We start from the raw sequence: 14,727 nt of genomic DNA, 5'->3' as shown, positions 1-14,727 counted from the left end.
AGGTCAGCTCCCGCGTTTGATCCACTCTTCGAGGTGAGGTGACTCGGTACCCACCGCAGTGGAATCCCCGTGTCCGGTATGCACTTTCGTCCCCGGATCCAACGTGAAGATCTTGGTCCGAATCGACTCGATGATCGTCGGGAAGTCTGAGAACGAGCGACCGGTTGCGCCGGGTCCGCCCGAGAACAGGGTGTCGCCGCTGAAGAGCACTCCGAGTTCTGGCGCGTAAATGCATGACGAACCAGGCGAGTGACCCGGGGTGTTGATCACAACGAGGTCGGTGCCCGCGACATCGATCTTCTGACCATCGGCCAGTTCCTCAGGAGCGACATCGGCGTGCGTCTGGTCCCACAGCATTCGGTCACCCGGGTGCATCTTCATCGGGGTATCGAGCGTGCGCGACAACTCGGGGGCCACCGTGATGTGGTCGTTGTGGCCATGGGTGAGCAGCACGGCCTTGACCGTACGTCCGGCCACCGCCTCGATGATCGGCGCCGACGAATGTGCGGCGTCGATGATGACAACTTCGGAATCGTCACCGACGAGCCAGATGTTGTTGTCGACATCCCAGGTACCGCCGTCGAGACTGAACGTGCCCGAGGTGACGACGTGGTCGACGCGAACGGTCACAGGATCACCACCGAACGCAGGACCTCGCCGGCCTCCATCTTGCTGAACGCGGCTTCCACGTCGTCCAGTCCGACACGCTCGGTGACGAACAGCTCGAGTGGCAACCTGCCCTGCTGGTACAGGTCGACGAGCATCGGGAAGTCACGCTCGGGCAGACAATCGCCGTACCAGGACGACTTGAGGGCCCCGCCGCGAGAGAAGAAGTCGACCAGTGGCATCTCCAGGGTCATCTCGGGCGTCGGCACACCGACGAGCACGACGACACCGGCCAGATCGCGCGCATAGAACGCAGTCTTGTACGTCTCGGGACGGCCGACCGCATCGATGACCACGTCGGCACCGTTGCCGTCGGTGATGTCCTGGATGGCGGTGACGACATCGTCGGTCACAGAACCATCGATGGTGTGGGTTGCGCCGAGAGAGGTCGCCCACTCGAGTTTGCGCGCATCGCGGTCGACCGCGATGATCTTGGTCGCGCCGGCAAGCCTGGCGCCCGCGATGGCGGCATCGCCCACTCCACCGCATCCGATCACCGCGACGCTGTCGCCGCGGCCGACGCCTCCGGTGTTCATCGCGGCTCCGATACCGGCCATGACACCGCAACCCAGCAATCCGACCACGGCCGGATCGGCATCGGGGGCGACCTTGGTGCACTGTCCTTCGTGAACGAGCGTCTTGTCCGCGAACGCACCGATACCGAGTGCGGGGGTCAGCTCGGTGCCGTCTTGCAGGGTCATCGGTTTGCTCGCGTTGAACGTGTCGAAGCAGTACCAGGGGCGACCACGCTTGCAGGCTCGGCACACACCGCACACGGCGCGCCAGTTCAGTACGACGAAATCACCGGGTTCGACATGGGTGACCTGATCACCGATGGTCTCCACGATGCCGGAGGCCTCGTGTCCCAGCAGGAACGGGTAGTCGTCGTTGATGCCGCCCTCGCGGTAGGCGAGGTCGGTGTGGCACACGCCGCAGGCAAGGATTCGCACCACCACGTCGCGGGGACCCGGATCGGGGATCGTGATCGTCTCGATCGTGGTCGGGGCCCCTTTTCCTGCCGAGACCACACCACGCACCTGCTCTGCCATGATTGCCTTTCGCTGCACTGACCGTGTTTGTGGGCGGTCTGACCGCCACGGTCTTCACCCTAATGTTTGCTTGGTTTTCGCTCACGGCGAACTCGCTGGGGAATTGACACCGTTCGAACTCCGTTGAGAACACTAGTCGCCATTGCGCCCGTGGTCGGGCTGACTCTCGGCCAGGGATTGGTTCGAACGGCCGATCATGGGCGACAATGGAGAACACTTATCCACACGACAGCAGGACTGGGCAGCGAGGAGGTTCGCCATGGACGACAAGTCCACGCTCTACGAGCTCGAGTTTCCAGCGCCACAGGTGACCGGCGACGAGGGTGACGGACCGGTATTGGTCCACGCGCTGGAGGGCTTTGCCGACGCGGGCCACGCGATCAAACTCGCGTCGGACCACTTGCGGCAGAGTCTGGAATCGGAATTGGTGGCGACGTTCTCCACCGACGAACTGATGGACTACCGATCGCGCCGCCCTTTGATGACGTTCACCGGTGACCAGTTCACCGATGTGGCGATGCCCGAGCTGACGCTGCATGCCGTGCGCGACAACAACGGCACACCGTTCCTGCTTCTCTCCGGCGCCGAGCCGGACCTGCGCTGGGAACGGTTCGTCGCCGCAGTCCAGGGATTGTCGGATCGGTTCGGGGTCTCCACCGTGATCGGTCTCAACGCCATCCCGATGGGGATTCCGCACACCCGGCCGTCCACCATCACCGCGCACGCGAACGACAAGGACCTGATCGCTTCGCTGCCCCGATGGGGCTCGGAACTGAAGGTCCCCGCCAGCGCGTCGATGCTGCTCGAACTCCGCTTGGGACAGCACGGTTTGACCACCGCTGGACTCTCCGTCCATGTGCCGCATTATCTCTCGCAGGCGGAATATCCTGCCGCGTCGCACAAGTTGCTCGAGTCGCTCGGCGAGATCACCGGACTGGATCTGCCGACGGCCGCACTGGCCAACGCGGCGGAGAAGGTCCGCAGCCAGGTCGACGCCGAGGTGTCGGGCAACCAGGAGGTCGAATCTGTGGTCGCCGCGCTCGAAACGCAGTACGACACCTTCAGCCAGGCGCAACAGGAGAAGGCATCGCTGTTGGCTGCCGAGGGCGATCTACCCACCGGCGACGAGCTCGGGGCCGAGCTGGAACGGTTCCTCGCCACCCAGACCGGGGATGCCGGCAGCGGCCGCAACTCAGACGATGATCCGGGACAGGCGGGCGACGGCACTGCCGGCTGATCGCCGTCGGTGACCTAACCTGCAGTGGTGACACAGTCCGCAGAGGCTCAGCCGCTCGCCTTCCCGAATCCCGGGGACGCGGACCCCGACGGCCTGTACACCGCGTTCGTCGACTGGTGGGGTGCGCGCGGGATCGAGGTGTACCCCCACCAGGACGAGGCGCTCCTCGAACTCGCCGCCGGGTCGAACGTGATCGTCTCCACCCCCACCGGCTCGGGTAAATCGCTCATCGCCAGCGGCGGACTCTATTTCGCTGCCGCACAGGGCCGCCGCGCCTTCTACACGGCGCCGATCAAAGCGCTGGTCAGCGAGAAGTTCTTCGACCTCTGCGCCCAGTTCGGCGCCGAGAACGTGGGCATGCTGACCGGCGATGCTTCAGTCAACGCCGGTGCCCCCATCATCTGCGCCACGGCCGAGGTCCTGGCGAACGTCGCCCTCCGAGAAGGCGCTGATGCCTCCATCGGCATCGTGGTGATGGACGAGTTCCACTACTACTCCGAGCCCGACCGTGGCTGGGCGTGGCAGGTCCCCCTGATCGAGCTGACGCAGAGCCAATTCGTCCTGATGTCGGCGACGCTGGGCAATGTCGACTTCTTCATCGAAGATCTACGGCGGCGTACCGGACGTGACACCGCCGACATCACCGGCACCACTCGCCCGGTGCCGCTGGAGTATTCGTACTCCACCCGGCCCGTGCACGAGACCATCGAAGAGCTGATCGCCAAAGACCGGGCGCCGGTCTACGTGGTGCACTTCACCCAGGTCTCCGCGATGGAACGCGCACAGTCGCTGCTCAGCGCCAACATCTGCAGCCGGTCCGAACGCGATGCGATCGCGGCGGAGATCGGCGACTTCCGTTTCAGCACGGGCTTCGGCAAAACACTGTCGAAGACGGTCCGCGCAGGAATCGGCGTGCATCATGCCGGCATGTTGCCGCGCTATCGACGCCTTGTCGAACGCCTTGCCCAGCAAGGGCTTCTGCGCGTGGTGTGCGGGACGGACACCCTGGGTGTCGGCATCAACGTGCCGATCCGCACCGTCCTGCTGACCGGGCTGACCAAGTACGACGGCGTGCGTCAGCGCCACCTGCGTGCCCGCGAGTTCCATCAGATCGCCGGAAGGGCGGGCCGGGCCGGGTACGACGTCCGTGGTTTCGTGGTCGCCCAAGCGCCCGATCACGACGTCGAGAACGCCCGGCTGGTCGCCAAGGCCGGTGACGATCCGAAGAAGCTCAAGAAGATCCAGCGCAAGAAGGCGCCGGAGGGATTCGTCTCCTGGGGCGAGGCGACATTCGACAAGCTCATCGACGCTCCGCCCGAACCCCTGCGGTCCCGGTTCGGTGTCAGCACGTCCATGCTGCTGGAAGTGATTGCCCGCCCGGGCAATTGCTTCACGGCCATGCGTCACCTACTCGAAGACAACCACGAGACCCGGGCACGGCAACGCTGGCACATCCTACGAGCGTTGTCGCTGTATCGATCCCTGGTCAACAGCGGCGTGGTCCTGCGACTCGACGAACCCGACGACCTGGGTCGCTACGCCGTGCTGGCTGTCGACCTGCCGAACAATTTTGCGCTGAACAACCCGTTGTCGCCCTTCTCCCTGGCGGCATTCGAGCTCCTGGACACCGACTCAGACACCTACACCCTCGATCTGATCTCAATTGTCGAAGCGACACTGGAAGATCCGCGTCCAGTGCTGATGGGCCAACAGAAGGTCGCGAGGGACGCGGCCATCGCGCAGATGAAGGCCGACGGGATCGAGTACGAGGAGCGGATGGAACTCCTCACAGAGGTGACCTGGCCACGACCGCTGCGCGATTTCATCTTCGAGGCGTTCGGCACTTACCAGCAAGGCCACCCGTGGGTGATCGACACTCCCCCACGCCCCAAGTCGATACTTCGCGACATGATCGAACAAGGGATGGACTGGGGCGACCTCATCTCGCGCTATGCACTGGCCCGCAGCGAGGGCGTGGTGCTGCGGTACTTGACCGACGCTTATCGCACCCTGCGGCAGAGTGTTCCCAATTCGGCACGGACAGACGAACTCGACGACGTGATCGAATGGCTGGGCGAGCTGGTTCGCCGGGTGGACTCGAGCCTGCTGGACGAATGGGAGCAGCTGACACACCCCGACCAGGCGATCGCCGACCCGCTGGCGGCCGTGACGCCACCGGGCCGGGCGCCGAACACTCGAGCCACCCGAGTCGAATTGCGCAACAACATGTTCCGGTTCGTCAACCTGCTGGCCAACCGGAATTGGACCGCACTGCATGCCGCCTACCCCGATCTCGACTGGTTCGACGAGACCGCGGAGTTCTTCGACGAGTACGGCGCTCCGGGCGCAGGGCCGGCAGCCAGGAGCCCGGCCTTGTTCTCGGTTGAGGCCGACGGTGACGAGTGGGTTGCCCGCCAGGTCCTCGACGACCCCGACGGTGACCACGGATGGTCGATCGTTGCCAGGTACAGCAAACCCGGCACGGCCGAGGACGAACCCGAGTTGCTCGACCTGCTCATCCAGGCCGGATGACCGATTGACAGCAAGCTGTCATATTGACAGTATGTTGTCATGTCCTCAGACCCCGCGACCTCCGTCGTCCACCTCGCCGTCTACAACACACTCGCCGACTGGGAAGCCGGTCATGCCGTCGCGCACATCAACGACCCGGAGCATCAGAAGAGACCCGGTCGCTACCGGATTCGTACGGTGGGCCCCACCACCGACGCGGTGACCACCGCGGGCGGCGTGCGCATCGTGCCCGACCTCGCGATCGGTGACCTGGATCCCGATGACAGTGCAATGCTGATCCTCCCCGGAGCGGGCGCGTGGATGACCGGCGACCTCGGCGACTTCACGAACGCCGCGGCCGCGTTCCTGGCCGCGGGCGTTCCCGTCGCCGCGATCTGCGGCGCAACCGTCGGGCTGGCCCGAGCCGGGTTGCTCGACGGTCGGCGCCACACCAGCAATGCCGCCGAGGCGTTGTCGTGGACCGGATACTCGGGTGCGGTGGAGTACGTGGACGAACCAGCGGTCACCGACACCAGCACGCCCGGCCACCTCATCACCGCCGCCGCCATGCAGCCGGTGGCGTTCGCCCGCGAGATCTTCGCCGAGCTCGACCTCTATACCCCCGAGGTCCTTGCGGCCTGGTTCCGGCTCTACAGCGGCGACCCCGCCGGGTATCACGACCTGATGGCCCTTCAGGCATGACAGATCCCCAAGACCTCCTGAGCGATTCGGCCCTCACCACCTTTCGGCTCAACGGTCAGTTCATGGCCGTGGCAGAACAATTGGCCGAGCCTGCCGGGCTGACCGCGACCCGTTGGCAAGTGCTCGGCGCCATCCTCGGTGAGCCGTTGACGGTCTCCGACATCGCACGGACGATGGGTATCACGAGACAGAGTGTGCAACGCACCGCCGATGTGCTTGCCGCACAAGGCCTCGTCGCCTATCACGACAACCCGGCCCACCGTCGGGCCAAGCTCGTGGAGGCCACCGATGCCGGGCGCGATGCCGTGCACCGGATCAACCCGGGGCATGCAGCCCTCGCCGCGCAGTTGTGTGGCCACCTGGGTGTCGAACGCTGGGAGGCCGCGCTCGCCGGTCTGCGGGACCTGTCCGCCGCACTGGAGTCGCTGGAGTCGGCGAAGTCGCCGAGGTGACCGGACTCGAACGGCACGCAGCAACTACACGGGGCGCGCAGCACCGGACTCGGTGATCAGGTCGCCGATCAGTGTTGCAAGCGTTCGATATTCGGCTTCTCGTCCGCTTGTCACGCGCCACACCAGACCAATGCGACGCCCCGGGCGCGGCGAGTCGAACCGTGCCGTTGCCAGCGAACCCCGGGCAGTTTCGGCGCGTTCGGCCGTCGCGGGTATCAACGTGACCCCCAAGCCACCTTCTACACACTGCACAGCAGTGGCCAGCGACGCCGCCCGTGTGGAGCCCATATCCGGACGCACCCCCGCGAGGCGGCAGACCTCCAGGGCCTGTTCGCGCAGGCAGTGCCCTTCGTCCAGCAACAGCAGCGGAAGTTCAGCCAGCGCAGCCGGATTGACCTCACGTGCACCGGCGAGTGGATGGCCCGCCGGCAGGGCGAGGACAAAATCCTCGTCGTACATCGGGATCTCCATCATCCCCGGTACGTCGGACGGCAACGCGATCACCGCCGCGTCGATCGAATTGTGGCGCAGCGCTTCGAGCAACGGGCCCGTCCGGTCTTCGACCACCCTCACCGTCAGAGCAGGAACGTGTTCACTCAGTCCGCGCAACACAGTCGGCAAGACATACGGCGCGACAGTCGGGATCAGACCCAGCCGGAGAGTACCCGTCATCGGCTGGGTGACTCCCGCGGCGGCGTGGGTGAATGAGTCAACGGCGTCGATGGCGGACATGGCCTTCAGCAGCAAGGTATTTCCCTCGTTCGTCAGGAAAACACGCCGGGTCGACCTCTCTACCAGTTTGACCCCCAGTCCGGCCTCCAGGGCTGCGAGTGCTTGGGACAGCGACGGCTGACTGATTCCGAGACTGGTTGCCGCAGAGCCGAAATGACGTCTCTCGGCGACGGCCGCAAAGGCCTTGAGTCCGGCGATGGTCGGTTGATAACTTTGATCGGCCATACCTATCACCTTAGTGCTACTCATCACGTTTCCTTTTCGCCCGTTCTTGGGCACGATGGTTCAGTGCGCACTGACGCGTCCGCACACATCGAAGATCTGAAAATCTCGCATCTCTAGTCGAATACCAAGGAGCACCATGGCTTTGCTGACCATCGGCGACCAATTTCCTTCCTACAACCTGACGGCCGTGATCGGTGGCGACCTCTCGAAGGTCGACGCCCAGCAGCCCGATGACTACTTCACCACCATCAGCAGCGACGACCACCCGGGCAAGTGGCGCATCGTGTTCTTCTGGCCCAAGGACTTCACCTTCGTGTGCCCCACGGAGATCGCCGCCTTCGGCAAGTTGAACGACGAGTTCGCAGACCGCGACGCCCAGGTCCTCGGAGCGTCCGTGGACAACGAGTTCGTGCACTTCCAGTGGCGTGCGCAGCACGAAGATCTGAAAACGCTTCCCTTTCCGATGCTTTCGGACCTCAAGCGTGAACTCGCATCGGCAGCCGGCGTGCTCAACGCCGACGGTGTCGCCGATCGTGCGACGTTCATCGCGGACCCGAACAACGAGATCCAGTTCGTCTCGGTGACGGCCGGTTCCGTCGGCCGCAACGTCGACGAGGTCCTACGGGTGCTGGATGCACTTCAGTCCGACGAGTTGTGCGCCTGCAACTGGAAGAAGGGCGATCCGACCATCAACGCTGGTGAACTGCTGACCGCAAGCGTCTGACAGTCGCAACAAGAATTGGGTGAGACATGAGTATCGACAACCTGAAGAACGCGCTGCCCGAGTACGCGAAAGACCTCAAGCTCAATCTCGGGTCGATCGCTCGCACAACGGTTCTCAAAGACGAGCAATTGTGGGGCACCCTCCTGTCCACCGCAGCCGCGACCAAGAACGCGGTGGTGCTCAAGGAGATCGCCGACGAAGCGGCCGACACGCTTTCGGCCGAGGCGTACAACGCCGCATTAGGCGCCGCGTCGATCATGGGCATGAACAACGTGTTCTACCGGGGCCGGGGCTTTCTCGACGGCAAGTACGACGACCTGCGACCCGGGCTGCGGATGAACATCATCGGCAATCCCGGCGTCGACAAGGCCTATTTCGAGCTGTGGTCGTTCGCGGTGTCATCCATCAACGGGTGCGGTCACTGTGTGGCCGCTCACGAGAACACCCTGCGCGAGGCCGGCGTCGACCGCGAGGCCATTCTCGAGGCACTCAAGGTGGCTTCGATCATCGCCGGCGTGGCAGCCGCACTGAGCACGGCCGACGTACTCGTCGGATAGATCCAACACACAGAACCCACCCGTTCCGATCGCAGCCGGTCGACGTTGTCGGCCGACTCACCGGAACCGGTGGGTTCTGTTGTCGAGTGCCTAGCTCAGGGCGTCGGAGATCCGCTCGGCGAGCTCGGCCACCTGCGCGCCTGTCATCACAAATGCCGGCGAGATCTGCAGTGCGCCTTGGCCTGCCGCCCGTCCGCTGACGCCGTGTGCGCGCAGAGCTGCGACGGCAGCAGGTGCCCGCGAAGGCTCCTCGAGCTGGACGGCGCTCACCGCACCGAGCCCGCTTCGGACCTCGCTGACCGCGTCCAGATCAGCAAGCGGCGCAAGCGCCACATGCAGATCGGACTCCAAGCGGGCAGCATCTTCGAGCAGACCTTCGGTCTCGATGATGTCGAGGTTCGCCATGGCTGCTGCCGCGGCCCCGGCGTGACCTCCGTAGGTGTAACCGTGGCGCCACCAGACTCCACCGGAATAGAACGGCTCGGCGACGTTCGGGGCGATGAACACCGCTCCCATCGGCACGTACCCCGACGTCAATCCCTTGGCGGTGGCGATCATGTCGGGTTGCAGGTCGAATCGACTCGAGGCGAACCACGATCCGCCGATCCGGCCGAAGCCGGTGACCACCTCGTCGGCGACGAACAGCACATCGTGGTCGCGGCAGATCTGGCGCACCTCGGCGAGGTAACCCTCCGGCGGGAGGTAGATCCCGCCCGCCCCGATGATCGGCTCACAGAAGAACGCGGCGATGTTCTCGGCACCGACCCGCTCGATCAACCCCAGCAGCCCTTTGGCGTCATCCCAGTCGACGGTGGCCGCATCGGCCATCAGATCGCCGTAGTTCTCGCGGTTCGGGGGCAACCCGGACAGCGCTGTGCCGCCGACGTGCATACCGTGATACGCCTTCGTGCGGCCGACCACGATCTTCTTCTCGGGCCTGCCCATCTCATGCCAGTAGCGGCGCGCCAGTTTGACGGCCGAGTCGATCGAATCGCTGCCGCCCGAGGTGAAGAACACCTTGCTCCCAGGTACCGGAGCGAGGCCGGACAGGCGGTCGGCCAATGCCGCCGTCACGTCGGAAGTGATGTCACCGAAGCCGGAGTAGTGCGCCAGAGTGCTCAACTGGTTCGCCACCGCGTCGGCGATCTGCGCGCGTCCGTGCCCGACATTGGTGAACCACAGGCCTGCTGTGGCGTCGAGATACTTGTTCCCCTTGTCGTCCCAGATGTGGACGCCTTCACCCTTGGTGACCACAAAGGGTCCCGTGGTGCTCACCGCGCCCATATCGGCGAATCCGTGCCAGAGACCGGCAGAAGTTGAGACTGTCATGTGAACATCATGCCTGGTGTCCCCCGGGTTTCCTCCGGGGCCGCAGCCACTCTCGTGTCCATCCGTGTTCGGGCGCGCCGGGAGCGGGGCCACGGGTCCGCCGGACATTGCCGGATCCGCCGCTCAGGTAGGCTTGATCAGTTATGTCGACTTCGTCCAACCAGCCGGAACACTCCGCCCGGCGTAAGCGGCGACGACGTCCGAGCAGCCGCTCCACTCGCACCGACCGGCCGGATCCGGCCGTGATCGAGCGTCGGCGCGCGCTCGTCCCCACGATCAGTTACCCGCCGCAACTGCCGGTGTCCGAGGCCCGCGATGCCATCGCCGAGGCGATCTCGGAGCATCAAGTCGTCGTCGTCGCCGGTGAAACCGGTTCCGGTAAGACCACACAGCTACCCAAGATCTGTCTCGAGCTGGGGCGCGGACTGGCCGGCAAGATCGGTCACACTCAGCCTCGCCGACTCGCTGCGCGGTCGGTTGCCGAACGGATCGCCGAGGAGACCGAGACCGAACTCGGCGGCGTCATCGGATACTCGGTGCGCTTCACCGACAAGGCAGGCGAGGACACGCTGGTCAAGGTGATGACCGACGGCATACTCCTGCGAGAATTGTCCCAGGACCGGATGCTCCGTGAATACGACACCCTGATCATCGACGAGGCCCACGAGCGAAGCCTCAACATCGACTTCATCCTCGGCTACCTCAAGCAACTGCTGCCACGCCGCCCCGACCTGAAGATCATCATCACTTCGGCAACCATCGAACCCGGCCGGTTCGCCGACCACTTCGCGACCGATGACGCGCCGGTGCCGATCATCGAAGTGTCCGGCCGCACCTATCCTGTGGAGATCCGCTATCGCCCACTCGTGGTCGATGACGAGGACGAAGCCGACCTCGATCAGCTACAGGCCATCGGGGCCGCCGTCGACGAGCTGTGCTCTCACGGCCCAGGCGACATCCTGGTGTTCCTGCCCACCGAGCGCGAGATCACCGATACCGCGAAATCGCTTGCGCACCTCGAATCCCGTGGGATCGAGATCGTCTCGTTGTTCGCCCGGCTGTCGGCGGCAGACCAGCACAAGGTGTTCTCCAGTCATCGAGGTCGGCGAATCGTGTTGTCCACCAACGTTGCCGAGACATCGCTGACCGTACCGGGAATCCACTACGTCATCGACGCCGGCACCGCCCGGATGTCGCGCTACTCCACGCGCACCAAGGTGCAGCGGCTGCCGATCGAGCCGATCTCGCAGGCCAGCGCACGGCAGCGGGCGGGGCGGTGTGGCCGCGTGGCCGCCGGTGTGTGCATCCGGCTCTACAGCGAAGAGGACTTCGAGAGCAGGCCCGAGTACACCGAGCCCGAGATCCTGCGCACCAACCTCGCGTCGGTGATCCTCACGATGACCTCTCTGGGGCTCGGCGACGTCGGCCGGTTCCCGTTCGTCCAGCCGCCGGATCAGCGGGCGATCCGAGACGGCCAGCAACTACTGGACGAACTCGGGGCGCTCGAACCAGCCTCGGCCGACAACCCCGTACGCCGACTGACCCCGATCGGACGGTCGCTCGCTCGTATACCTGTCGATCCGCGGCTGGCGCGCATGCTGGTCGAGGCCGACAAACAGGGCGTGGTCGGCCCGATGCTCGTGTTGGCGGCCGCACTGTCGATTCCGGACGTACGCGAGCGGCCGGCCGAGCATCGCCAGGCGGCCGATGCCTCGCATGCGCGCTTCGCTGCTCCGGGGTCGGAGTTCCTGACCCTGCTGAATCTGTGGACCTACCTGGACGAACTCCGCTCGGAGTTGTCGACGAACCAGTTCCGGAAGCGGTGCGGTCGAGAGTATCTGCACAGCTTGCGAATCCGCGAATGGCGAGACCTGCACGCGCAGCTGGTCCGGATCGCCAGGGACCTCGGGTGGTCGGTTCCTGCGACGGTGACCGCACCCGACCATGAATCGCCATCGGCGGCATCGATTCATCAATCCATCCTGTCCGGTCTGCTCAGCCAGATCGGCGTCCGCGAGGGCGACGCCAAGGAGTTCCTGGGCGCTCGCGGCACGAAGTTCATGATCTTCCCGGGATCTCATCTCTCGTCGAAACCACCACGGTTCGTGATGGCGGCCGAGATCGTGGAGACCTCTCGGCTCTGGGCGCGTACCGCCGCCCGCATCGAACCGGAATGGGCCGAGCGCCTGGCCGGGCACCTCGTCAAACGTCAATACAGCGAGCCTCATTGGTCCGGGAAACACTCAGCGGCCATGGCCTACGAGCGGGTCACCCTCTACGGCGTCCCGCTGGTCACCAAACGACGGGTGAACTACGGCTCGATCGATCCCGCGGTTGCCCGCGAGTTGTTCATCCGCCACGCGCTCGTGGAGGGCGACTGGCGTACACAACACCCGTTCTTCCACCGCAATCGCGCGTTGCTCGAGGACGCCGAGGAGTCGGTGCACCGGGTGAGGCGCACCGACGTCATCGTCGACGACGACCAACTCTTCGCCTTCTACGACCGACACATCGGCGCAGAAGTGGTGTCGGGCAGACACTTCGACACGTGGTGGAAGACCGCACGCAAAGCTGACCCCACCTTGCTGGATCTGGATCCCGCCGACCTCGTGGCCGACACTGCTGCCACCGACCCGGCCGGGTTTCCCGACCACTGGCGTCAGGGAGACACGAGTTATGCCTTGAGGTATCGGTTCGAGCCCGGCACCGTCGATGACGGCGTGAGTGTGCTGATCCCGTTGTCGCTGCTCGTGCGTGCCCGGCCCTCTGGATTCGACTGGCTGGTCCCTGGCATGCGCTCGGAACTGATCACCGAGCTGATCCGCACCCTGCCGAAATCCCTACGGCGGCAAGTGGGACCGGCCCCTGACCTGGCCGCGCAAATACTGGAGTCGGTGACGCCGAGGAGCAAGCCTCTCACCGAGGCGGTGGCCGCTGAGATCCGTGCGCGCACGGGTGTCGACGTCGCAGCTTCAGATTTACGACTTGCCGCACTTCCCGACCACCTGCGGATGACCTTTACCGCGGTCACCACCGACGGCGAAGTTCTCGGACGTTCCAAGTCGCTGCGCGAACTGCAGGATCGACTGGCCGGTAGATCTCGCGCGGCTCTGGAGACTGAGGCCGGGACCGCATCCCGACCCGTGGCCACCACGTGGACCGCTGACACTTTCGGAGACATCAGCCGCACATTGCGCAGTTCGGTTGCCGGACAGGACATTACGAGCTATCCCGCACTGACCCGCCGAGGCAGTGGTTTCACGGTGGTCGCCGTACCCACCCAGGCCGAGCAGGCTGCGAACATGTACGACGCTGTCGTCGAGATGATCGTCTCCAGCGTTCCGCCACTGCGACCGTCGGTGACATCGACTCTGAGCACCGCCGAGCGACTCGCCCTCAGTCAGAGCCCCTACCCGGACACCGCTGCTCTTCTGGCAGATTGCGTTCGGGCTGCCGTGGTGGATCTTGTACCCAACCCGCCGAATGTCTGGACGCCAGGCGAATTCGCTGCACTTCGGGAAAGTGTGGCCCGCCAGGCAACCGGGAGGGCAACGGACAAGCTACGCAGCGTGGCGACGATCCTGACCCGCGTGGCGCCCCTACGCACGGCGATTTCCGCGGCCGGCAGATCGATCGCCGCCGACGACGTGCGGGACCAGCTGGACGAGCTGCTGTTCGACGGGTTCGTCTCTGCGACACGCGACGAACACCTCTCGGAGATCCCCCGCTACCTCGATGCTGCGAGGTCGAGGCTGGAACAGCTCCCGGCAGGCGCCGCTCGCGATGCCCAGGCGATGGCGGCCATCGACCGGGTGGTGTCGGCGTGGACTGATCACCTGCGACACGTGCCGCCCGGTCGGCGGGACGCAGTCAACGAACAAGCTGGATGGATCGTCGAAGAACTGAGAGTCGGATTGTTCGCGCAGCATCTGCGTACTGCGTATCCCGTGTCGGAGAAACGGGCGATCAAGGCCATCCGGGACCTGCGCTGATCCGGCGGCACCACATGCCGGACGAAACCGGTCAGGGTTTGGCGGCTCGCAGATCGTCGATCTCTTTCTGGAAGTCTTCGACTGAGTCGAACGAGCGATACACCGACGCAAACCGAAGGTATGCGACCTCGTCGAGATCCCGTAACGGGCCCAGGATCGCCAGGCCCACTTCGTTGCTGGGAACCTCGGCCGATCCGGAGGCGCGGACAGCCTCTTCGACTTGCTGTGCGAGCAGGTGCAGACGGTCATCGTCTACCGCGCGGCCCTGGCAGGCCCGCCTCACGCCCCTCATCACCTTCTCGCGACTGAAAGGTTCGGTGACGCCGTTGCGTTTGACGACCGCAAGGACTGCACTCTCCACCGTGGTGAACCGCCGTCCGCATTGCGAGCAGGCCCGCCGACGACGAATCGCCTGGCCCTCGTCGGCCACCCGTGAGTCGACGACCCGCGTGTCCTCGTTCTTGCAAAACGGGCAGTGCATGCAGGGTTCCTCGGACGTCAGCGGCCCCGTCGGAATGACCGGACACTCTGTTGTAGAGGATACCGCCCGG

General features: G+C 65.0%; 12 protein-coding genes. 7 read left to right on the top strand and 5 right to left on the bottom strand.

All coding sequences use genetic code 11. From position 1 onward, the window contains the following. Nucleotides 1-3: 3 nt before the first annotated feature. Together CSW57_RS23455 and CSW57_RS23450 are read right to left on the bottom strand one after the other, a co-directional pair. Nucleotides 4-630 (bottom strand): MBL fold metallo-hydrolase, encoded by a 627-nt coding sequence (locus CSW57_RS23455; protein WP_099385000.1) that lies wholly within the window; start codon nucleotides 628-630, stop codon nucleotides 4-6. Further along, nucleotides 627-1,715, bottom strand: coding sequence for an S-(hydroxymethyl)mycothiol dehydrogenase (locus CSW57_RS23450; protein ID WP_062798541.1), 1,089 nt, complete (start codon nucleotides 1,713-1,715; stop codon nucleotides 627-629). Before CSW57_RS23450 ends, CSW57_RS23455 begins: the two co-directional genes overlap by 4 nt. 259 nt (nucleotides 1,716-1,974) lie before the next feature. On the opposite strand from CSW57_RS23450, the gene CSW57_RS23445 reads away from it, so the two are divergent. Genes CSW57_RS23445 through CSW57_RS23430 form a run of 4 tightly spaced genes read left to right on the top strand, consistent with a single transcriptional unit; the run spans nucleotide 1,975 to nucleotide 6,617 of the window. Beyond that, nucleotides 1,975-2,952, top strand: coding sequence for a proteasome assembly chaperone family protein (locus CSW57_RS23445; RefSeq protein ID WP_099384999.1), 978 nt, complete (start codon nucleotides 1,975-1,977; stop codon nucleotides 2,950-2,952). Between the two features lie 27 nt (nucleotides 2,953-2,979). After that, the gene (locus CSW57_RS23440; protein ID WP_099385072.1) at nucleotides 2,980-5,484 is read left to right on the top strand and encodes a DEAD/DEAH box helicase; all 2,505 of its coding nucleotides are present in this window, start codon (nucleotides 2,980-2,982) and stop codon (nucleotides 5,482-5,484) included. A gap of 39 nt (nucleotides 5,485-5,523) precedes the next feature. After that, on the top strand, nucleotides 5,524-6,165 hold the full coding sequence (locus CSW57_RS23435; RefSeq protein ID WP_099384998.1) for a DJ-1/PfpI family protein: 642 nt from the start codon (nucleotides 5,524-5,526) through the stop codon (nucleotides 6,163-6,165). Continuing rightward, nucleotides 6,162-6,617, top strand: coding sequence for a MarR family winged helix-turn-helix transcriptional regulator (locus CSW57_RS23430; protein ID WP_099384997.1), 456 nt, complete (start codon nucleotides 6,162-6,164; stop codon nucleotides 6,615-6,617). The genes CSW57_RS23435 and CSW57_RS23430 overlap by 4 nt, the downstream gene beginning before the upstream one ends. Nucleotides 6,618-6,641: 24 nt before the next feature. On the opposite strand, the gene CSW57_RS23425 is transcribed toward CSW57_RS23430, so the two are convergent. Continuing rightward, nucleotides 6,642-7,598 carry a hydrogen peroxide-inducible genes activator gene (locus tag CSW57_RS23425; RefSeq protein WP_223249466.1) on the bottom strand — a complete coding sequence of 319 codons (957 nt, stop codon included), beginning with the start codon at nucleotides 7,596-7,598 and terminating at the stop codon, nucleotides 6,642-6,644. A gap of 112 nt (nucleotides 7,599-7,710) precedes the next feature. Between CSW57_RS23425 and CSW57_RS23420 the strand changes: the two genes are divergently transcribed. Together CSW57_RS23420 and CSW57_RS23415 are read left to right on the top strand one after the other, a co-directional pair. Then, nucleotides 7,711-8,298: a peroxiredoxin gene (locus CSW57_RS23420; RefSeq protein ID WP_099384995.1), complete on the top strand. Its 588-nt coding sequence runs from the start codon at nucleotides 7,711-7,713 to the stop codon at nucleotides 8,296-8,298. Between the two features lie 26 nt (nucleotides 8,299-8,324). Next, complete coding sequence (locus CSW57_RS23415; protein WP_099384994.1) at nucleotides 8,325-8,855, top strand: alkyl hydroperoxide reductase; 531 nt, start codon at nucleotides 8,325-8,327, stop codon at nucleotides 8,853-8,855. Nucleotides 8,856-8,945: 90 nt separating this feature from the next. On the opposite strand, the gene CSW57_RS23410 is transcribed toward CSW57_RS23415, so the two are convergent. Then, the gene (locus tag CSW57_RS23410) at nucleotides 8,946-10,184 is read right to left on the bottom strand and encodes an aminotransferase family protein (protein WP_099384993.1); all 1,239 of its coding nucleotides are present in this window, start codon (nucleotides 10,182-10,184) and stop codon (nucleotides 8,946-8,948) included. A gap of 143 nt (nucleotides 10,185-10,327) precedes the next feature. Between CSW57_RS23410 and hrpA the strand changes: the two genes are divergently transcribed. Further along, on the top strand, nucleotides 10,328-14,176 hold the full coding sequence (gene hrpA, locus CSW57_RS23405; protein ID WP_099384992.1) for an ATP-dependent RNA helicase HrpA: 3,849 nt from the start codon (nucleotides 10,328-10,330) through the stop codon (nucleotides 14,174-14,176). A gap of 31 nt (nucleotides 14,177-14,207) precedes the next feature. Here the strand turns inward: hrpA and nrdR are convergent, their stop codons facing one another. Then, complete coding sequence (nrdR, locus tag CSW57_RS23400; RefSeq protein ID WP_023959662.1) at nucleotides 14,208-14,657, bottom strand: transcriptional regulator NrdR; 450 nt, start codon at nucleotides 14,655-14,657, stop codon at nucleotides 14,208-14,210. Nucleotides 14,658-14,727: the final 70 nt, after the last annotated feature.

The organism is Williamsia muralis (assembly GCF_002735905.1).
Classification (GTDB): Bacteria; Actinomycetota; Actinomycetes; order Mycobacteriales; family Mycobacteriaceae; genus Williamsia; species Williamsia muralis_A.
This window is presented reverse-complemented; position numbering and strand designations above follow the sequence as displayed.